Annotated in this window: 16 protein-coding genes, 1 tRNA gene and 5 pseudogenes; 9 read left to right on the top strand and 13 right to left on the bottom strand. The window is 36.4% G+C overall.

Annotated features, from left to right (window positions below; translation table 11 throughout):
- Positions 1 to 12: 12 nt before the first annotated feature.
- The 5 genes and pseudogenes from P5P87_RS04745 to P5P87_RS04725 all read right to left on the bottom strand — a co-directional run bounded on the left by P5P87_RS04745 (position 13) and on the right by P5P87_RS04725 (position 2,819).
- Positions 13 to 245: pseudogene (locus P5P87_RS04745) on the bottom strand (DUF4266 domain-containing protein).
- Entirely contained in the window at positions 242 to 1,033 is a 792-nt protein-coding gene (locus P5P87_RS04740; RefSeq protein ID WP_278021732.1) for an FAD:protein FMN transferase, read from the bottom strand. The pseudogene P5P87_RS04745 and the gene P5P87_RS04740 overlap by 4 nt, the downstream one beginning before the upstream one ends.
- 142 nt (positions 1,034 to 1,175) lie before the next feature.
- Positions 1,176 to 1,610 (bottom strand): thioredoxin family protein, encoded by a 435-nt coding sequence (locus tag P5P87_RS04735; protein WP_109193307.1) that lies wholly within the window; start codon positions 1,608 to 1,610, stop codon positions 1,176 to 1,178.
- Positions 1,611 to 1,721: 111 nt separating this feature from the next.
- Positions 1,722 to 2,410: pseudogene (locus P5P87_RS04730) on the bottom strand (VIT1/CCC1 transporter family protein).
- Positions 2,400 to 2,819 carry a hypothetical protein gene (locus tag P5P87_RS04725; protein ID WP_240622578.1) on the bottom strand — a complete coding sequence of 140 codons (420 nt, stop codon included), beginning with the start codon at positions 2,817 to 2,819 and terminating at the stop codon, positions 2,400 to 2,402. The pseudogene P5P87_RS04730 and the gene P5P87_RS04725 overlap by 11 nt, the downstream one beginning before the upstream one ends.
- Before the next feature lie 252 nt (positions 2,820 to 3,071).
- Here P5P87_RS04725 and P5P87_RS04720 point away from each other — a divergent pair, with 252 nt between their 5' ends.
- On the top strand, positions 3,072 to 3,500 hold the full coding sequence (locus P5P87_RS04720; protein WP_278021731.1) for a hypothetical protein: 429 nt from the start codon (positions 3,072 to 3,074) through the stop codon (positions 3,498 to 3,500).
- A 101-nt stretch (positions 3,501 to 3,601) separates the two neighbouring features.
- Here P5P87_RS04720 and P5P87_RS04715 read toward each other — a convergent pair whose 3' ends face one another.
- The 3 genes from P5P87_RS04715 to P5P87_RS04705 form a co-directional block, all read right to left on the bottom strand.
- Positions 3,602 to 3,808 (bottom strand): ATP-binding protein, encoded by a 207-nt coding sequence (locus tag P5P87_RS04715; protein ID WP_278022764.1) that lies wholly within the window; start codon positions 3,806 to 3,808, stop codon positions 3,602 to 3,604.
- Positions 3,809 to 3,857: 49 nt separating this feature from the next.
- Positions 3,858 to 5,111, bottom strand: coding sequence for a sensor histidine kinase (locus P5P87_RS04710; protein WP_278021730.1), 1,254 nt, complete (start codon positions 5,109 to 5,111; stop codon positions 3,858 to 3,860).
- A gap of 124 nt (positions 5,112 to 5,235) precedes the next feature.
- Positions 5,236 to 5,526, bottom strand: coding sequence for a TIGR03643 family protein (locus P5P87_RS04705; protein ID WP_109193311.1), 291 nt, complete (start codon positions 5,524 to 5,526; stop codon positions 5,236 to 5,238).
- Between the two features lie 267 nt (positions 5,527 to 5,793).
- Here P5P87_RS04705 and P5P87_RS04700 point away from each other — a divergent pair, with 267 nt between their 5' ends.
- The 4 genes and pseudogenes from P5P87_RS04700 to P5P87_RS04685 all read left to right on the top strand — a co-directional run bounded on the left by P5P87_RS04700 (position 5,794) and on the right by P5P87_RS04685 (position 9,472).
- Positions 5,794 to 6,477, top strand: coding sequence for an SDR family NAD(P)-dependent oxidoreductase (locus P5P87_RS04700; RefSeq protein WP_111291226.1), 684 nt, complete (start codon positions 5,794 to 5,796; stop codon positions 6,475 to 6,477).
- A 12-nt stretch (positions 6,478 to 6,489) separates the two neighbouring features.
- Positions 6,490 to 7,904 (top strand): annotated as a pseudogene (locus P5P87_RS04695) (SDR family oxidoreductase).
- A 206-nt stretch (positions 7,905 to 8,110) separates the two neighbouring features.
- Entirely contained in the window at positions 8,111 to 8,776 is a 666-nt protein-coding gene (locus tag P5P87_RS04690) for an IS6 family transposase (RefSeq protein ID WP_278021729.1), read from the top strand.
- A 39-nt stretch (positions 8,777 to 8,815) separates the two neighbouring features.
- On the top strand, positions 8,816 to 9,472 hold the full coding sequence (locus P5P87_RS04685) for a hypothetical protein (RefSeq protein WP_278021728.1): 657 nt from the start codon (positions 8,816 to 8,818) through the stop codon (positions 9,470 to 9,472).
- Here P5P87_RS04685 and P5P87_RS04680 read toward each other — a convergent pair.
- Positions 9,438 to 9,511: transfer RNA gene (locus P5P87_RS04680), tRNA-Arg, on the bottom strand. The two genes, P5P87_RS04685 and P5P87_RS04680, sit on opposite strands and share 35 nt — an antisense overlap.
- Positions 9,512 to 9,625: 114 nt before the next feature.
- Between P5P87_RS04680 and P5P87_RS04675 the strand changes: the two genes are divergently transcribed.
- Positions 9,626 to 10,162, top strand: coding sequence for an adenine phosphoribosyltransferase (locus P5P87_RS04675; RefSeq protein WP_278021727.1), 537 nt, complete (start codon positions 9,626 to 9,628; stop codon positions 10,160 to 10,162).
- Positions 10,163 to 10,359: 197 nt separating this feature from the next.
- Here the strand turns inward: P5P87_RS04675 and pheT are convergent.
- A pseudogene (gene pheT, locus P5P87_RS04670) lies at positions 10,360 to 12,782 on the bottom strand (phenylalanine--tRNA ligase subunit beta).
- A 274-nt stretch (positions 12,783 to 13,056) separates the two neighbouring features.
- On the opposite strand from pheT, the pseudogene P5P87_RS04665 reads away from it, so the two are divergent.
- From P5P87_RS04665 to P5P87_RS04655, 3 genes and pseudogenes are all read left to right on the top strand, one after another.
- Positions 13,057 to 14,563 (top strand): annotated as a pseudogene (locus P5P87_RS04665) (aldehyde dehydrogenase family protein).
- 62 nt (positions 14,564 to 14,625) lie between these two features.
- The gene (gene adhP / locus P5P87_RS04660) at positions 14,626 to 15,660 is read left to right on the top strand and encodes an alcohol dehydrogenase AdhP (RefSeq protein ID WP_278021726.1); all 1,035 of its coding nucleotides are present in this window, start codon (positions 14,626 to 14,628) and stop codon (positions 15,658 to 15,660) included.
- A 66-nt stretch (positions 15,661 to 15,726) separates the two neighbouring features.
- A complete protein-coding gene (locus tag P5P87_RS04655; RefSeq protein WP_278021725.1) occupies positions 15,727 to 16,101 on the top strand; it encodes a DUF779 domain-containing protein in 375 nt (124 codons plus the stop codon).
- 121 nt (positions 16,102 to 16,222) lie between these two features.
- On the opposite strand, the gene P5P87_RS04650 is transcribed toward P5P87_RS04655, so the two are convergent.
- The 3 genes from P5P87_RS04650 to P5P87_RS04640 all read right to left on the bottom strand — a co-directional run bounded on the left by P5P87_RS04650 (position 16,223) and on the right by P5P87_RS04640 (position 19,626).
- Positions 16,223 to 17,146 (bottom strand): AraC family transcriptional regulator, encoded by a 924-nt coding sequence (locus P5P87_RS04650; protein ID WP_278021724.1) that lies wholly within the window; start codon positions 17,144 to 17,146, stop codon positions 16,223 to 16,225.
- A gap of 71 nt (positions 17,147 to 17,217) precedes the next feature.
- Complete coding sequence (locus P5P87_RS04645) at positions 17,218 to 18,081, bottom strand: bestrophin family protein (RefSeq protein WP_198855749.1); 864 nt, start codon at positions 18,079 to 18,081, stop codon at positions 17,218 to 17,220.
- Between the two features lie 234 nt (positions 18,082 to 18,315).
- The gene (locus tag P5P87_RS04640; RefSeq protein ID WP_278021723.1) at positions 18,316 to 19,626 is read right to left on the bottom strand and encodes a TolC family protein; all 1,311 of its coding nucleotides are present in this window, start codon (positions 19,624 to 19,626) and stop codon (positions 18,316 to 18,318) included.
- Positions 19,627 to 19,633 lie beyond the last annotated feature (7 nt).

Raw genomic sequence — 19,633 nt, 5'->3', positions numbered from 1 at the left:
ATCGTATGAAAATTAGTTACAGCCACAGCCGCCGCCGCTTTTTCCTGAATTGGCCCGGAAGCTCCCTCACGGTAGGATTGAAAACTAAGTTCTGTCTTTTCTATTTTCCTGTTGGAAAGTACCATTTCAGAATCGTTGATTTTTCCTTTCTGGTATTCCTTTACAGAGGTGCAGGATGTGAGAAGAATGCCTGTTAAAGCAATACTGCATAAAAGCACGAGATTTTTTTGCCTTGGCTTTTTCATTTCAGGTTAATGTTTTTAGAAGTGTAAATTTTGTTGTTGTCGTCAATTATAATACAAAATAGATCCGGTATCTGATCTATTAAAAACAAGCCTGCTTTAATCCCCATTACCGCTATAGGAGTTGCCATAGCATCTGCAAATTCTGCATTTGAGGCGATAATGGTCACGCTTTTTATTCCCGATATCGGAAGTCCTGTTTTTGGGTCAATGGTATGCGAATATTTTTTTCCGTTAATGGTCACGAATTTTTCATAATTGCCCGAGGTTGCCACCGCCTTATTTGAGATTTCCATATAGGAGAATGCCGCATTTGGCGAGTCAGGATCAGCCACACCGATGGTCCATTTTTTGCCGTTGGGCTGCAGTCCCCATGCCGAAAGATCTCCGCTGGCATTAATTATCCCGCTCTGTACATTATGTTTTATAAGAATTTGTTTTGCCATCTCGGCAGCATATCCTTTTCCGATACCTCCAAAACCAATCCGCATTCCTTTTTCTTTTAGAAATACTGTTGTATTTTCCCTGTCAAGTATAATATTTCGGTAATCAATAAGGTGTACCATTTTGAGAGCGGTCTGGGCATCAGGAAGACTGGTCATGGATTTGTCAAAATTCCACAGACTTTTGTCGATACTTCCATAAGAAATATCAAATGCACCTTGTGTGATTCTCGAAATTCCGATAGATCTTTCAATAAGATTAAAAACCTCCAAATCTACTTTAACGGGTGCTATTCCTGCGTTATCATTGATCAGATTGGTCTGGCTGTCCTGTTTATAGGTAGTCAAAAGTTTTTCAATCCGTTTGATTTCCTAGGTGGCAAGTGCAATATTCTCATTTCCTGTTTTTTCATTTTCAGCAACAACTGTTATGGTAAAGCTGTTCCCCATGAGTTTTAGGGACTCGGAATATTTTTGGTTTTTAAGCATGTTATTTTCGGCTCTCACAGATCGCTTTTATTTCGGCAGTCCACTGTTCAGGAGTAGATTCGGGTTTTCCATGCCAGGTTTTAAGCACTTTTCCATCGGCATCCAAAAGAAGCGTCAGGGGAAAATTTCCTTCCTTGTTGTATATTTCGGCTAAATCTTCATTTCGTTTAACCTGCTGCGGTGTTCCGATATTTTTCTTTTTCCTTGGAAAATCAGCATTAACAAGTACCAGATTTTCATTTGCCATCTCTGAGAATACCTGGCTTTCAAGATAATCTCTGCGCGTCACAATGCAGGGTCCGCACCAGTCTGAACCCGAGAAGTTGAGCAGTATTAATTCATGTTTTTCTTTTGCTGTTTTTTTTGCATTATTAAAATCAGGTTCCCAGTTAATGGGAAGCACGGTCATTAAAAGCAATAATGTAATTAGTTTCATTTTGCAGTCTGTTTTTAGGTATATACGAAATAACGCATTGCTTGCGATTCTTATTTTTTTTAATTGCTTAAGATTCAATTAATTTTTACTCCGGCTTCAGGACTGTTTTTCTTAAGCCGTATGAACCCCGAAAATATAACCGACCAAGGCTGAGGCTGCCATTGCAAAAGTTCCCCAGATGCAGATACGCATTACAGCTTTCAGCGTATGGGATCCCCGGCCTTAGCGGCCAGCATTCCCGATAATGCCAAAAAGAGTATTGAAAAACCATACTGGTACAATACCATTTCTTTTATGGGAGCGAAAATAGCCACCAGCAGCGGCAGCAAGCCCCCTATGACAAAAGATACAGCTGATGCGAAAGCGGCCATTAAGGGATTAGCCTGGGTAATTTCATTGATTCCGAGCTCATCTCTCGCATGTGTTTGAAGTGCATTATGGGCTGTCAATTCGACTGCAACCTGTTTTGCCAGTTCACTGTTCAGCCCGCGCTTCATATAAATATGGGTCAGTTCCTCAAGCTCTGATTCAGGCATATTTTTAAGTTCCTCTTTCTCGCGGGTAAGATCAGCAGTTTCAACATCAGCCTGAGAGCTTACCGATACGTATTCGCCTGCGGCCATGGACAATGCACCTGCCACTAAACCGGCTGTTGCCGCCAGCAGAATAGGTTCTCTGCTCACGCTTGCAGCTGCCACGCCAATAGCCAGGCTGGTGGTGGATAAAATTCCGTCATTGGCGCCCAGAACTGCTGCCCTCAGCCACCCGCTTCTGGTGATGTAATGATTTTCAGCTTCCATGATTTTTTTGCATTAATTTAACCCAGTCCCGATTTTCAGATATTTTTGGACTGCCTCCAAAATTGGTTTTCAGCAGTTCCCTGATCTGAAATTGTGTCTTGTTCCGGGTGCTGTTTTTCCATTCATTAAAATCGTAAATATGAATCTGCTCTGCATTAGGATTTGCAATAAAAGAGATTCGGGATATGGAATACTTATATTTCTTCAGTTCATTTAAAGTACTGCGGCTGGGAACCACAATAAGTATGTTTTCCCAGTTCAGATAATCTTTAGCAATGTCATCTCTTTGCTCCAGTCCCAGAGACTCAAAGAAGGCTTTAATTTTTTGATTATTTAACCCTTCAATTTTTTTATCTATGTTTTTAAGAGTGTCCGAGAGAATCTCTCTATCCATAACATCCATTTTCATAGGTCTATAATTTCCAAATAAAATTACTTCAAAATACCTTTGGTTATCAGGCTGCTGCCGTTAGAATGATTCTAAATTTTATTCAGGCTTTTATTGCAGGATTAAATTGCAGTAAGTTAGCAGTACAATAACAGTATCGGCTTTTTAAAATGATGCGGCTCCTGGTCATGGCATCAGTAATGAAACATAATGAAATCAGGGTAACTTTTTAAAATTGAATAGGAGAATTAAATTTAACAAAGGAAAGTCTTCATGTATACCATAAATACACAGCTGGCATATTTTAACTGCAGTTTTAATTCTAAAAGGTTAATTCTAAATCTCAAATGGTTCAGACTTGACAAGGCCGATAGTTCCAGTTTAAACGCACTGTGCTTTAATAGTACTGAGCTTGAGCAGTTTCAGGCTTTTATAGGGCAAAATCCACTTAACTTTCCAGGTCAGTCTTTTGTGGAGCCCACTAAAATAGAAGAATTTGTTTTTTTTATAAACGGTAATGTTCCGCAGGGAATATTGTCATTTTACCCTGTTCTTTCAAAAAATGCAGATACAGACACTCATCCTTCAATTCATCAGGTCATGAAAATTGTCCTCACCGATGAAAATTATCAGCCTGCTGCCCATTACACATTGGATTTTGATGTGATTGGCAAGATTGAAATTTGCAGGAATGCAAAATAAAAAAAATATGTGTTTATGAAGCTGTCTAATATTATTTTATCAGACAGATTGCTGTTATTTGTAAAATTGCTCTAACGGCGGGAAGTTGTAAATTTCAATTTCTACAGCGTATCGGCTTTTTGTTGTAAAGGAAGGGTCACCGTAAATTCAGCGCCGTTGTCCTTTTCCCCGGCTGCAGTTATTTTACCATTATGCCTTTCGGCAATCTTTCTGCACAGGGCAAGCCCAAGGCCATTTCCCTCGTACTGGTCTTTGGAATGCAGTCTTTCAAATGCCGTAAAAATCTTTTCTGCAAATTCAGCCTCAATTCCAATACCATTATCCTTTATTTTTATCTGTACAAAATCCTGGCCGTCACTATTGATGATGCTCGCTTGTTATGATAATCCTTGGAGGCTGGTCCGCTTTGGAAAATTTTAAGGCATTTTGCAGGAGGTTATAGAAAAGCTGGTTAATTAAAATCGGGGCTCCCTGAATCTGTGGAAGATCAGAAGTAACTAAAATAGCACCTTTTTCCCTTATTATGAGCTCAAGGTCTATTTTTATGTCTTCAATAACCTTATTAAGATTAATTGTTTCTATAACCTGTGAAGTTTTGTCAAGGGTGGAATAGGTCAAAATTCCCTCTATGATATTTTCCATTCTCTGGGCGGACTGGCTTACTTTATGAAGGTATTTTTTAGATTTTTCATTAACATTTTCTTCTATGTCATTTCGTAAGAGTGTATTGAAAATTTTAATTTTTCGCAGCGGCTCTCGAAGATCGTGGCTCACTACGCTGGCAAAATGCATCAGATCACGATTGGAACGCGTGAGCTCATTTGTACGGCTTGCGACCTGCTTTTTTAGTTCCTCCTGAAATTCCTTATGCTCGTGTATATCCTGAACAATACCAATGATGGTCTTTGCAGACCCGTCCTTGTCCTTGATAATCTTTCCATTGATTTTAGCCCAGCGGTAGGCGCCGTCATCATTTAAAATCCGCGCTTCATAGCATATTTTTCCCGTTTCCTCGGACTGCTGGTGCGCTTTTTCGCGCGCATGAAGGTCCTCTGGGTGCAGCTTTGCAATTAAATCGTCATTTGTTGTTTCGCTTCCAATCGAGCAGATCGTATTGAAATTTGCTGAAGTCTTGATTTTTTTGGTTTCAAGGTCTATTTCATAACTTCCTATCCCGGAACTTTCTATGGCTATGGTTAATTTTTCATTTGCTTTCAGGGTTTCTTCTTTTGCTTTGTGCAGATCTGTGATGTCAGCGCCGGTGTTAAGCACGCCATAGACTTTTCCATGCTCGTCAAAAAGCGGAATAAAACTATAATTAAAGTAATATTCGGTCATAATTCCCTGCATGACCAGATCTACTTTTCTGCCCACAGCATGAAAGGCAGTTCCGGTTTTAAGAACGCCAAGGGCCTCATCGAGAATCTGCTGGTTTTCAATTTCAGGAACCACGCTGAGATAGGTTTTTCCAAGCACATCATTTCCTTTGCCCCATGTTTTGATCATGGCATCATTGGCCAGTGCAATTTCTAAATTATCTCCCACATACACCCCGACGGGAAGAGGGATAGCATCAATTATATTTTGTAGAAGCCCTGGATTTCGGTACATAGCGTTAGGTTTGATTGGTGTTTTGGTCTTTAATGGCGAATATACTGGTTTTTAAAAAGTTTCCTGTTACAGGGATTCCATATTTTTTATCATAATTCCAATAATTGGCAGGTAATCATTTTTATTATTTCTTCTTTGCTATTTTGTTATTGGAAATGCCCCGCTGCTCTCTGCACTTAAAGCGGCTGATCTGCTCACAGCGTTTCTGCAGATGCTTTGTTTTACAATTTTCTACCCTTTTACGCCAAAGTATATAACTGCCGGTTTTGAGTTCCTTCTTCATTAAAGTTTTTACATCAGCTTCCTTAAGCGCAAACTGGTGTTCAATAGCCTCAAAAGGGGTTCTGTCTTCCCATGCCATTTCAATAATGCGGTCCAGGTCACGATCAGCAAACTGCTGTTTTAATTTTTTCATGATTGTATTTTTTGAGGGATTCTCCTTGAAGAATTGAGAAGAGCATAGCTAATTTAGATAAAATAATTTTTATTTTGTTTAATATTTATTTAAAATTGTCAAACAATTGTTATCTTTAAGATACTAAGATAACTTTATGCTAAAACACAGTTTAGCTTTTTTGATAATTAATAAAGAATATATTATTTTATTAATAAAGAATATCTTATTTTATTGAAAATCATAGCACAAACAGTCCTCCCAGCTCTTAAATTTAATCTTAAAAAAATGAAAACTATTGTAATTGTTGGCGGCAGTAAAGGAATAGGGAATGCTGTTGTAATGCAGAATCTGGAAAACTGCCGGATTATCAATATCAGCAGGACAGCTCCTGATATTACCCATCCGAATTTAATTCATTTTGCAATCGATGTGCTCGGGGATCCTTTGCCTGAATTTGAAAGTATGGATGCCCTGGTTTATTGTCCGGGATCTATAAACCTGAAACCCATTCTGGGCTTAAGCCTGGATGATTTCAGAAATGATTTTGAAATTAATGTGGTGGGAGCAGTCAAAGTGATTCAGCATTATCTGCCTGCGTTAAAGAAAGGGGAAAAACCTTCTATTGTTTTATTCAGCAGTGTTGCGGCAAAACTCGGAATGCCTTTTCATGCCAGTATTGCGGCCTCGAAAGCAGCAGTAGAGGGTCTGGTTAAATCGCTCGGCGCCGAGCTTGCCCCGTTAATCCGTATCAATGCTATTGCCCCGACTATTACAGAGACTTCTTTATCAGCATCTATTTTAAGAAACGACAGGATGAAGGAAAATATGAAGGAACGACACCCCTTGAAAAATTATCTAAAACCCGAGGAGGTTGGACGTATGGCTGGCTATCTTATCTCTGAAGATGCAGCATCAATTTCAGGCCAGGTTTTCGCGATGGATTATGGTTTGGTAAGCTTTAAATTGTAAAACAGCTCAGAGATGAAAATTCTTTTAACAGGCGCTACAGGTTATATCGGCAAGAGGCTGCTGCCCTTGCTGCTGGATCACGGAAATGAAGTAATCTGCTGCGTTCGGGATAAAAACAGGTTTTACTTTCCTGAACAATTTGAAAATAAAATACAGGTCATTGAAGCTGATTTTCTGGATCCGGAAAGCCTGAAGAGTATTCCCGATGATATAGACGCGGCCTATTACCTGATCCATTCCATGTCCGGCGCTTCCAATTATGATCAGCTGGAAAGCATTTCGGCACATTATTTTATAGAAAAAATAAACCAGACAAATGCAAAACAGATTATTTACCTCAGCGGAATTGTAAATGATAAGTCATTATCCAAACATTTGTCATCAAGGAAGGCGGTGGAAGATATTTTAAAGACTGCAGCATTGCCCTTAACGGTGCTTCGGGCCGGAATAATAGTAGGATCGGGAAGCGCCTCTTTTGAAATAATACGTGATCTGGTGGATAAACTGCCCCTTATGATTACCCCAAAATGGCTCAATACCAAATGCCAGCCGATTGCCATCAGCGATGTTTTGGAGTTTTTAATCCGCTCGCTGTTAAATCCGGCAGTTTATGGTGAAAGTTTTGATATCGGGGGACCTGATATTTTGACTTACAAGGAAATGCTTGCTGGAGTTTGCCAGAGCAAAAAAACTACGGAGATACATTTACACCGTACCGGTGATGACCCCGAAATTATCGTCCTACTGGCTGTATTTTGTGACTTCAACTTCCTTTAAGCTGGCCTCGGCGCTGGTCAGCGAGCATGAAAGTGGAAGTCATCTGCCGAGATAACAGGATTAACAGCCTGCTGGGCGTTACACCTATTACTTACCGGCAGGCATTAGAGAGGGCTTTGAAAAAAATCAGTGATGATGATATCATCTCGAGCTGGAAAGACTCCCGTGTCAGCGGACAGTTCAAAGGAAATGTTTCCCAATACCTGAAGGTCCCAAAAAAGGGCTGTTACATTGACAGAAGAAAAAGAGCAGTCATAAACAGGGAATATACAATTGCTCGGATCTGGTCCATAGGAGGAGAGACCGGGTGGTATTACGCCGACTGGCTCTGGGAGCTGCGCGGATTCATCGATAAGGTTTTTGGCGGTGTGGGCACCAGAAGGGGAAGGACGCATAAAACGCAGATACATGCAGGGGATGCACTGGATTTCTGGAGGGTTGTATATGCCGATAAGAAGAAGGGCAAACTGGTTTTGTATGCCGAGATGAAACTTCCGGGCGAAGCCTGGCTGGAATTTAAAATAATCAACAATACCTTATATCAGGCGGCCACTTTTAAACCCCACGGTCTTATGGGAAGACTATACTGGTATGCCGTGCTGCCGTTTCATGGTTTTATATTTGACGGCATGCTTAAAAAACTCATTTAAGGGTTTGTGGATAATGTGAGCTTGGCCTGCGGACTATTTTACAGCTGGGGGTATTGTACTGATATAATGCTGTTTTCAATATCTTGCAGTTTAAAAAGGTTTGTAAAATGAGATCCTGTGAGCATTAATTTTGTACGCCATAATTTCATTGGTTCTGTCGCATCTGGGAATAACTTTTATCTTTAGAATTTTAAACCGATCAAAAGATGAATACTAAAGGTCATTGTTATCCAAAATACATAATTCTTCAGGCAGTATATTTCAAGCTAAGATTTACACTTAGTTACCGTGATGTTGAAGAACTAATGAAGATTAGAGGAGTCATTGTGGATCATGCGACGATTCAGCGTTGGGTTTACAAGTTTGCACCTTTGCTTGAGGCAGAAATGAAGAAGAGAAAAGGCAGAGTGGGGGAGAGTTGGAGATTGGATGAGACCTACATCAAAGTAAAAGGTATTTGGTGTTATTTATATAGGGCAGTAGATAAATTAGGCAATACGGTTGATTTTCTTTTGACCAGAAAAAGACAAAGAATGAGTGCGCAGTCATTTCTAATTAAAGCAATTAGTAATAACTACAGACCAAGAGTAGTAAACATTGATAAAAGCGGTTCTAATACTGCCGCTATCAAAGTCTATAACAAACGTTCATTCACAAAGATTAAAATCCGGCAGTGTAAATATCTCAACAATATTGTCGAACAGGACCATCGATTTATAAAATGGAGGATACAAAATGGGTTAGGCTTTAAAAGTTTTGAATCGGCAAGACGAACATTGAGCGGAATTGAAGTTGTGCATATGCTGAGAAAGAATCAAATGGTTAGACCAGGGATAACTATGTTTAAATCATTCTGTAAATTGGCGGGCTAACTTTTAAATTACTTCAATTTTTATATTTGATTCTGACAGATGCGACAGAACCGGCATAAACATTACTATTATTATCACTGTGAAGCTCAATGTAAGTTTAGGATTAATTCGGAAGTAGCAAATGAACTTTTTACGGAAAATTTTAAAAAGTACAGACCTTTACCTGAAGTCAAGAAATTATACACCTCTCTTTTGTATGAAACTCATCGAGATTTAGCTAATAATGCCGGCGAGATGAAAAAAAGACTTTTGGAACAGATAAAAGATTACGAACTTCGATTAAGCAATGCAAGAGATCTTCTTCTTACATCCAAAATTGATTCGGAAGACTACAAATTAATGAAAGAGGACTATGCGGTACGAATTACAAACCTAGAACGTGAATTATCAAATGTTGTGAAAGACAAGCATAGTATCGAAATGCTACTGGATAAAGGGATTGAGAATCTAATAAAAATAAATAGGGCTTATGAAGACATGGATTTATCGGAAGCTCGAAGCCTAATTGGTTTAGTTTATCCTGAAAATTTTACAATTCGAGAAAATAAAATACAAACCGCTAGAATCAATAAAATCGTTGAGTCTATCTATTTGATTAATAATGAATTAAGGGCTAAAAAAAACGGGACAAAAGATGATTTTTATCTTTTGTCCCGAGAAGTGACCTCGACAGGATTCAAACCTGTAACCTTCTGAGCCGTAATCAGATGCGCTATTCAGTTGCGCCACGAGGCCTTTTTGTTATCAATTAGCTATTTTTTTGTAGCTTTGTTGATTGCTTATTGCGGGTGCAAAGATAGACATAAATGTGAGATAAACAAGGAAAAAATAACATAAAAATAAAAAAAAATGCAGTTTAAAAATTATATACGTGATATTCAGGGTTTTCCGAAAGAAGGAATTTTATTTAAAGATATCACACCTTTACTAATTAATCCAGAAGCGCGAACAAATTGCCTAAGAATTTTGCTTGATTCTTTAAATGGGCAAAAAATTGACAAGGTCGTTGGCGCCGAATCTCGAGGTTTTTTCTTCGGAATGTTATTGGCGCAAGAGTTAAATGCCGGATTTGTTCCCGTAAGAAAACCAAAAAAGCTTCCGTTCGATACGATTTCTGCTTCTTATGAGTTAGAATATGGTTCTGATAGTTTGGAAATGCATATAGATGCTATTAAAAAAGGAGATCACGTTTTAATTCACGATGATGTGTTGGCTACTGGAGGAACTGCAAAAGCAGTTTGTGAATTAGTAGAAAAACTCGGCGGCGAAATTGTACAATGTAATTTCTTAATGGAACTGACTTTTCTTAACGGAAGAGAAAAAATAAAAGAATATCCCGTTTTTCTTTGCATTAACTTATTAATGGAGATAAAATATACTGTATAATAGACGATTCATGCTTTTACTTTGCGTTTAAGAAGAGAAAACTAGAAATTATACCTTAAGCTTTAAATGAGAAATTGAAATTAAATAACGTGGGTTTTAGAGCTTTTTTTCATAAACTTTGAGGTTTAAACTTGAAACGAAAAGAAAACCCGACAAGATAATTGTCGGGTTTTATTGTTTTAAAATTGAGAAAGAAATTATCTTAAGGTTGCACCTAGTTCAGTTTCGAAAGTCTGTTGTAATTTAGACATGATTTTATCGATTTGAGCATCAGTTAATGTTTTAGTATTATCTTGAATAGTAAAACTTAAAGCATACGATTTTTTTCCTTCTGGCAATTTATTTCCTTGATAAACATCAAATAGATTAATGTCTTTTAAAAGTGTTTTTTCTGTCTGTTTTGCTAGATTGAAAATGCTTTCATAAGTCGTTTTTTCATCGATTAATAAAGCCAAATCTCTACGAACTTCCGGATATTTAGGAATTTCAGTATACTTAATTTTTCCTGTGATGATTTTTAAAACCAAATCCCAGTTGAAATCTGCATAATAGACGTCTTGTTTGATACCAAAATGTTTTAAAATAGGTTTTTTAACCACACCCATTTCAACTAAAATATCGTTATTGTAAGTAATCGCAGTTCCTTCAGAATAAACATCTGATTGAACAGGAGCATTACCAATTTTTTCAATTCCTAAACGAGATAAAATCGCTTTTACATATCCTTTCAATAAGAAGAAATCTGTCGTTTTCTGCGCGCTTGTCCAGCTTTCTTTGTTTCTATTTCCAGAAACTAATAAAGAAAGGTGTTTATGCTCTTCATATCCGTTTAAATATTTGTGATATGTTTTTCCGAATTCAAATAATTTTAAATCCGAATTTTTTCTATTAATGTTATAAGAAACAGCCTCTAATCCAGAAAACAATAAAGACTGGCGAAGTGTTGCTAAGTCACTACTCAACGGATTCAACATCGAAACATTATGTTCTTCTTTTAATGAAGCAGATAATTTCGCGTAAGCTGCAGTTGTCAATGAGTTAGCCATCATTTCGTGGAAACCTTGCGAATTTAACTGAGAAGCAATTACGTTTTGTACTTTGTAATCTTCTGTTCTTGGTGAATTTGCTACAGTAGCATTAAATTTCTTAGAGAAATTAATGTTGTTATAACCATAAACTCTCAAGATTTCTTCGATTACGTCAATTTCGCGTTGAACGTCTACACGATATGCAGGAATCGTTAAGCCTAAACCAGTATCAGAAACGCTGTTCACTTTAATATCTAAAGAAACCAAGATTTTTTTAATCGTATCTTTTGGAATTTCCTGTCCGATAATTTTAGAAACATGGCTAAAATTCAATAAAACAGAAAAATCTTCTACTTTTTTAGGATAAACTTCTACAACATCAGAAGTGATTTTTCCGCCAGCAACTTCCTGAATTAAAAGTGCCGCACGTTTTAAAGCATATTCTGTAATTGTTGGATCAATTCCTCTTTCAAATCTAAAAGAAGCATCGGTGCTTAATTGATGTCTTTTGGCTGTTTTACGAATGCTTACTGGATCAAAATAAGCACTTTCTAAGAAAATAGAAGTAGTTCCTTCAGAAACTCCAGATTTTTTACCGCCAAAAACTCCAGCAATACAAAGCGGACCTTTTTCATCACAAATCATTAAATCTTCTTTGTGAAGTGTTCTTTCAACGTCATCAAGAGTAACAAATTTAGTTCCCTCTGCAACTGTTTTTACAATCACTTTTCCGTTGATTTTTGCTTGCGTCAAAAGCATGTAAAGGCTGCCCTAATTCATGAAGAACATAATTAGTTACGTCAACAATATTATTTTTTGGAGTTAATCCGATAGCTTTTAAACGATCTTGTAACCAGCTTGGAGATTCATGTACAGAAATTCCAGAAATAGTTACACCACAATATCTTGGAGCTAAATGATTATCTTCAACATTCACATCAATTTTTAGCGTACGCATGTCAACTCTAAAATTGCTTACAGAAGGAGTGATCAATTCTATGTTTACGCCACGCTGCAACATTCCCGCTCTTAAATCGCGTGCAGTTCCAAAATGACTCATAGCATCGGCACGGTTAGGTGTCAATCCAATTTCAAAAACTTCGTCATTTGCAATTTGAAAAACTTCAGAAGCAGGAGTTCCAGGAACTAAATCCTCAGCCAAAACCATAATTCCGTCATGGCTTGTACCTAAACCTAATTCGTCTTCAGCACAGATCATTCCGTGACTTTCTTGTCCGCGGATTTTTCCTTTTTTAATGGTAAATTCTGCACCATCTTTATCGTATAGAACAGTTCCAATTGTTGCAACAGGCACTTTTTGTCCTGCAGCCACATTTGCAAGCACCGCAAACAATTTGTACAGGAGCTTCTAAACCAATATTAACGGTGGTAACTTTCAATCTATCAGCATCAGGATGTTTTTCGCATGTTAGAACGTGTCCAACAACAACGCCTGCTAAACCTCCTTTTATTGATTCGTATTTTTCGACAACTTCAACCTCTAAACCTAAATCTGTTAGTAATTCAGAAGTCTGCTCAGATGTCCAATCTGTTTTAATAAATTGTTTTAACCAGTTGTAAGATATTTTCATTGTAGTTCTTTAATTCTTTGTATGAGGTTACAAATATAAGGATTGCGCATTGGAGTAGGAAAAAATTGAGTAGTTTTTTCTAGTTGTTTTTAAATGACGTAAAAATGTCGCTTACTAATTATTTAGCAATTTATAGATTAAAATTTTGATAAATGATTATTATAAAAGACTAAAAAAATCGAATGTGTGATTTTTGTGCTACAAGATGAATGAATAATGCTATTCTGTTTCTTTTTATGAAACTAAATTTGGAGTAAATCAAAAAAAGAATATTATGAGCACCGCAGTAAAAAGACCTGAATTTAAGGCAAAATACGATAACTATATTGGTGGAAAATTTGTAGCGCCAATTAAAGGAGAATACTTTGATGTAGTTTCTCCAATTGATGGAAAAGTATTTACAAAAGCGAGCACATTCTGGAAAAGAAGATCTCGAATTGGCTGTAGATACTGCTTATGAAGCATTTAAAACTTGGGGAAAAACTTCTGTAACCGAAAGGAGTATTTTGCTAAATAAGATTGCACAAAAAATTGAAGACAATTTAGAATATATCGCTGCAGTTGAAACAGTAGACAACGGAAAACCAATTCGCGAAACACTTGCCGCAGATATTCCGTTGGCAATTGATCACTTTAGATATTTTGCTGGAGTTATTCGTGCAGAAGAAAGTTCGATAGCAGAATTGGATTCGCAGACGGTTTCTATTGCGTTAAGCGAACCTTTAGGGGTTGTGGCGCAGATTATTCCGTGGAATTTTCCAATTTTAATGGCAGTCTGGAAAATTGCTCCAGCTCTTGCCGCAGGAAATACAATTGTTTTGAAACCAGCAGAAAGCACGCCAATATCTATTATGGTTTTAATGGAATTGATTGGAGATATTCTTCCTCCTGGAGTTCTGAATATTGTAAACGGATTTGGTGCCGAATTAGGCCGTCCGTTAGTAACCAATAAAAAAGTATCAAAAGCTGCATTTACAGGTTCTACCACTACAGGACGTTTGGTAATGCAATATGCGACAGAAAATATTATTCCGGTTACATTAGAATTGGGCGGAAAATCTCCAAATATTTTCTTCCCATCAGTGGCAGATCACGATGATGATTTCTTTGACAAAGCCGTTGAAGGTGCTGTATTATTTGCTTTAAATCAAGGTGAAATTTGTACTTGTCCTTCTAGATTATTAATTCATGAAGATATTTACGACAAGTTTATCAAAAAAGTAATTGAGAGAACAGAAGCCATTATTGCTGGAAATCCGCTAGATAAATCGACTATGATTGGTGCTCAGACTTCGATTGTTCAGAAAGAAAAAATCATGTCTTATATCAAATTAGGAAAAGAAGAAGGAGCAGAATTATTGACTGGAGGTGATGAAAATAAATTGGGTGGCGATTTAGAAGGTGGTTATTACATCAAACCGACTTTATTTAAAGGGCATAACAAAATGAGAATTTTTCAAGAAGAGATTTTCGGGCCAGTTTTGGCAGTTACCACTTTTAAAACGACCGAAGAAGCGATCGAAATTGCAAATGACACCATGTACGGTTTAGGTGCAGGGGTTTGGACTCGTGATGCGCATGAAATTTATCAGGTTCCAAGAGCGATTCAGTCTGGTCGTGTTTGGATTAATCAATACCATTCTTATCCTGCAGGAGCTCCGTTTGGAGGTTATAAACAATCTGGAATTGGCCGTGAAAATCATAAAATGATGTTGAGCCAGTATCGCCAAACCAAAAACATGCTGATTTCTTACGATAAAAAGAAATTAGGTTTCTTCTAAGAGAATATAAACTTGAGAATAGAAAGCTAAAAAGTTTTCTATTCTCTTAAAACCATAGAATTATGCTTCCAAAAACAATGAAAGCTGCGGTCGTTAGAGAATTTGGTTCTCTTCTACAAATTGAAGAAGTTGAAGTAAAACGCCCAGGTAGAAATGAAATTCTTGTAAAAGTAATTGCAAGTGGAGTGTGCCACACCGATTTACATGCTGTAGATGGGGATTGGCCAGTTAAACCTAAAATGCCTTTAATTCCAGGACATGAAGCTGTCGGATATGTTGTTGCAGTAGGACCAGAAGTTAAAAATATAAAAGAGGGAGACGCTGTTGGCGTGCCTTGGCTTTACAGTGCCTGCGGAGGCTGTGACCACTGTATTACAGGTTGGGAAACACTATGCGAAAGTCAGCAGAATGGCGGTTACAGTGTAGATGGCGGATTTGCAGAATATGTAATTGCAGATGCCAGATATGTTGGAATTTTGCCTTCAAATGTGAATTTTATAGAAATGGCTCCGATTTTATGTGCTGGTGTTACGGTTTATAAAGGATTAAAAGAAACTGAGGTGAAACCTGGCGAATGGGTAGCAATTTCTGGAATTGGAGGTTTAGGGCACGTTGCTGTGCAATATGCAAAAGCTATGGGAATGAATGTGGCGGCTATTGATATTGGAGATGATAAATTGGAACTGGCAAAAAAATTAGGTGCCGATTTGGTTGTGAATGCTAAAAATCAAAATCCTGGAGAATTCTTAAAGAAAGAAGTTGGTGGTGTGCATGGGGCATTGGTTACCGCAGTTTCTCCAATTGCTTTCAAACAAGGGCTTGAAACATTGAGAAGAAAAGGTACAATGGCATTAAACGGACTTCCTCCAGGCAATTTTGATTTGTCTATTTTCGATACCGTTTTAAATAGAATCACCATTAGAGGATCTATTGTAGGAACTCGAAAAGATATGAAGGAAGCAATTGAATTTGCTGTTGATGGCAAAGTCAAAGCAACAGTAACAACTTCAAAACTAGAAGATGTAAACACCGTTTTTGATAAAATGAAAAAAGGTGAAATAGAAGGAAGAATTGTGCTAGATATAGCACAGTCCTAAATAGTTGGTTATGTTAAAGCAGTAAAATCTTAATTGAATTTACTGCTTTTTTTAATTTTTATAGCGATGATTAAACGAATTGATGCCACAGAAAAAGCAGTCGAACTGATTAATGTTCTAAAAGAAAAACACGGTGATTTAATGTTTTACCAGGCTGGAGGATGTTGCGAAGGCACACAACCGCAGTGTTTTGAAAAAGGAGGCTATTATCAGCGAACTGGTGATGTTTGTATTGGTAAGGTTGAAGATGTTGAATTTTGGGTAGACAAAGATTTATTTGAATACTGGAAACATGCTCACTTTACTCTTACTGTAATTGACGCATTTGGAGTAGGAGGTTTTTCTTTAGAAACTCCATTAAAAAAGACTTTTCAAATAGAATATAGAATTTTCACTCCAGAAGAAGAGAAGGATTTAGAACCGATTACAAGAATTGAATGAGTTTTGAGTTTTGAGGTTTCAGGTTTCAGGTTTCAGGTTTCAGGTTTCAGGTTTGAAGTTTCAGGTTTGAAGTTTCAAGTTGAAAAACTTAGAATCTTAGTAACTTAGAACCTTAGCACCTTTAATTAATATACAATAACTGATACTGCTTTGGTGTTATTCCCTCATATTTTTTGAATAATCTGATGAAGTAGTTGGCATCTTCGAAACCAGCTAAATAACAAACCTCGTTGATTTGTAAGCTTGGATTCTTCAATAAGTTTTTGGCACATTTTATTTTTTCATTCAAAATATACTCAATTGGACTCATTCCGAGTTCGCGTTTAAAGAAACGGTAGAAAGAAGTGGTGCTCATACAAGCTTTTTCGCTTAACGATTTTAAACTTATATTCTCCTTTAAATTCTGTTTGATATATTCTGTAACCTCTGTAATTGGATTATTGTTTTCAAGAAATTTTCCCTCATTAAGAGATTTTACAGTCTGCGTTTGAATAATTCTGATCAATAATTCTTTTAAAGTCAGATCGGCAAAAATATCTTTGGTGATCGATGTGCTCATACATTCTTTAATGAGCTTATTAATCGTCGCGACCATTTCGACATTATTGTAAAAGAAATAATTCTGATAGTTTAATTGCCAGTACATGTTATTTCCTTCTTTCGGATATTGTTCATTTAAGAAGTTTAAGATTTCTAGAATCTTAGATTGATCAATAGCCAATGCCAGACATTGAGTCGGATTGCTTTTGGAGGCTTCCGGAAAGTCAATTTTCATTTCTACGTTTGAAGGAACAATTACTGTTTCCCCAGGCAGATATTCAAATTCAGGATCATCAAAAAGATGCATTACTTTTTTGCCTCTAAGCATGCTGGTCACCACTAAATCGTTAAATTTTAACGGAACCATTTTAGTCGATTCGTAGGTTTCAAACAAATTTAATTCACAATGATTCAAATTGTAAATAGTTCTATTTTCGACAAGAGTCTTTAATGATTTTTCTTGCGATAATTGGAGCGGATTGACTAAAAATCGTTGGTTGTTCATTAAATTTATTTTTTGGTGAAGACTTTAAATTTAATGAAAATAAGAATATAAACGGCAGATTTAACGTTTTGTTAAATCAGTTCTTCAACGTGTTTTTTGATGTTTTCAGAAATTTTTCTTGTTGGTAGATCATTTTCGTCATTTCCAAATGGATCTTCGATTTCTTCCGCAATCAACTCTAAACTTGCCAATACATAAAAGATAAAAACCACCACAGGCGCAACTAAATATCCTAAACTAACAGAATAGCCAAATGGAAGTGTCATCGTGTAAAAGAAGATGAATTTCTTTATAAAAGCACTGTAAGAGTAGGGAATAGGCGTATTTTTAATACGCTCACAAGCTCCACAGATATCTGTAAAAGCGACTAATTCTTCATTTATGGTAATAAGCTGATCGCCAGAAATTTTTCCTGCATCATACAAATCGTTGATTTTATGATACATTATTCTTTTTAACTGGTTCGGTTTGTGTTTGTGATGATCAATTTCCAAATCAACATCTTCAAAAAGCTGTTTGCTGGTTTCTTCGTCTTTTAAATGGATATTCAGAATTTCAGCATACATCGGAATAAATTTTCTAAAAAACTTTCTATCATTCTCATCTTTTAAAATTGCTGAAAGTTTAATAGCTAGATTACGGCTGTTATTTACAAGTCCGCCCCAAAGTTTTCGGCCTTCCCACCATCTGTCATAAGCGGTATTGGTTCTAAAAACAAGCAAAAGCGAAATCACAAATCCAAGCATTCCGTGCATCATCGGAATGTTATAAATATAATCGTTTTTGGTTACCTTAAAATACTGAAGTTCAAGATAACATACAATAGTGGCGTATATTCCAATTGCAATCATAATCGTAAACAGTTTTCGAACGGTATCCGATTTATGAAAATGGAAAATAAAGGTGAACCAGTCTTTGGTATTGTATGTAATCATTAAAGTATGTTTTGAAACAAATTTAAATGAAAAAAATATTCTGCTGTGTGTAAAATAGAAAAATATTCAGCACGAATAAATATAGATGATTTGAGACTATACAAACAGTATTTTTTCTTTAAAAATGTTTGTTAACATTAAAAAAAATCTGCCAAATCTGCTAAATCTGCGAGAGAAAAATAGCTCGCAGATTTAGCAGATTCGGCAGATCATATTTGATTTTTAAAAGTAAAATTAAAAGTTAATATTTCCTGCTAATTCTTTTAAGGCAATTTCAGATAATTTTGCTTCGTATTGTGCATTGCTGTAACGCACTTTTGCATTGACATAATTTAACTGAGCAGTTCTAAAATCGAGTGTTGTAATGGTTCCGATTTTAAATTTGTCTAATGTGATTTCTAAATTCTGTCTGGCAATAGCTTCATTGTTTTCTTCTAAACCAATCAATTCCAAATTGGTTAAATACGTTTGAAAAGCAGTGCTTAATTGCGTATTTAAAATCGTATTTTGCTGTTCTATTGCAATTTGCGAATTCTCTATCTGTAATTTGGCTACTTTTTCATTTCTATGCTGATTAAAACCATCAAAAATATTCATAGAAGCATTAAAACCATAATTTAAACCCTTTGAAGAAGTTTCGCTGGTAAAACCTAAACTGGATTGGCTTTCAGAGAAATTATATCCAGAAGTTAATCTTAAAGTGGGATAACGGTCTGCTTTTACTTGTTTGAGCTGTAATTCGGCTATACGTTTATTGATAACCTGCGCTTCTAAACCTGGATTTTGTTTCTGAGCCAAATCCATTAAATCTGCCAAAATCAATTTATTATCGACTTTTACTTCATCTGTAACCTTAAAATCGATTTTAGGATCACGAGCTAAGTATTGATTCAATAAAATTTTGCTGTTGGCATACGTTTCTTTTTGTCTTAGCAAAGCCACCTGATCAGAATTTAAATCTACTTGTGCATTTAAAACCTCTAATTTTGATGCTTTTCCAATACTAAAACGGTTTTTAGCCAAAGTTAAGCGTTGGTTCGAAATTACAATTGTTGTGTCTAATGCCGAAAGCTGTTGCTGTTGCTGAACCAAATCGTAATAAGCAGAGTTTACCTGAGCAATTTTAAGCAAAACCGTTCTTTTAAGTTCTGCATCGCCCAATTTTTGAAGCTCTTTTAACTGGTCCAGTTTGGCAAACATTTTCATTCCGTCAAAAACAGTCCATCCTAAACTAACACCGTAATTTAAACTGTTATTTTTGGCATTATTTAATGTCGTTGATGTACCATCCTGACGTACTTGTGTCGAATTCGTAAGATTGTTATTGTCTGTAATACTTGCCGTTGCAGTTGGTAACATTCCTGCATTTCCAATGGTAACGTTTGTTTCGTTTATTTTGGAATTGTTTTTGGCAATTTTAATCTCAAAATTATTTTCCAAAGCTATAGTCATAGCTTGTTCAATAGTAAGAACTTCCTGTGCTTTTGTCTGAATTGCACAAAAAAGCAGGATAAGTACTGTACAATATATTTTTTTGATATTCATATTCGTT

The organism is Flavobacterium ginsengisoli, from assembly GCF_029625315.1.
GTDB lineage: Bacteria > Bacteroidota > Bacteroidia > Flavobacteriales > Flavobacteriaceae > Flavobacterium > Flavobacterium ginsengisoli.
The sequence above is the reverse complement of the archived record's forward strand: the minus strand, read 5'-3'. Positions and strand labels throughout refer to the sequence as shown.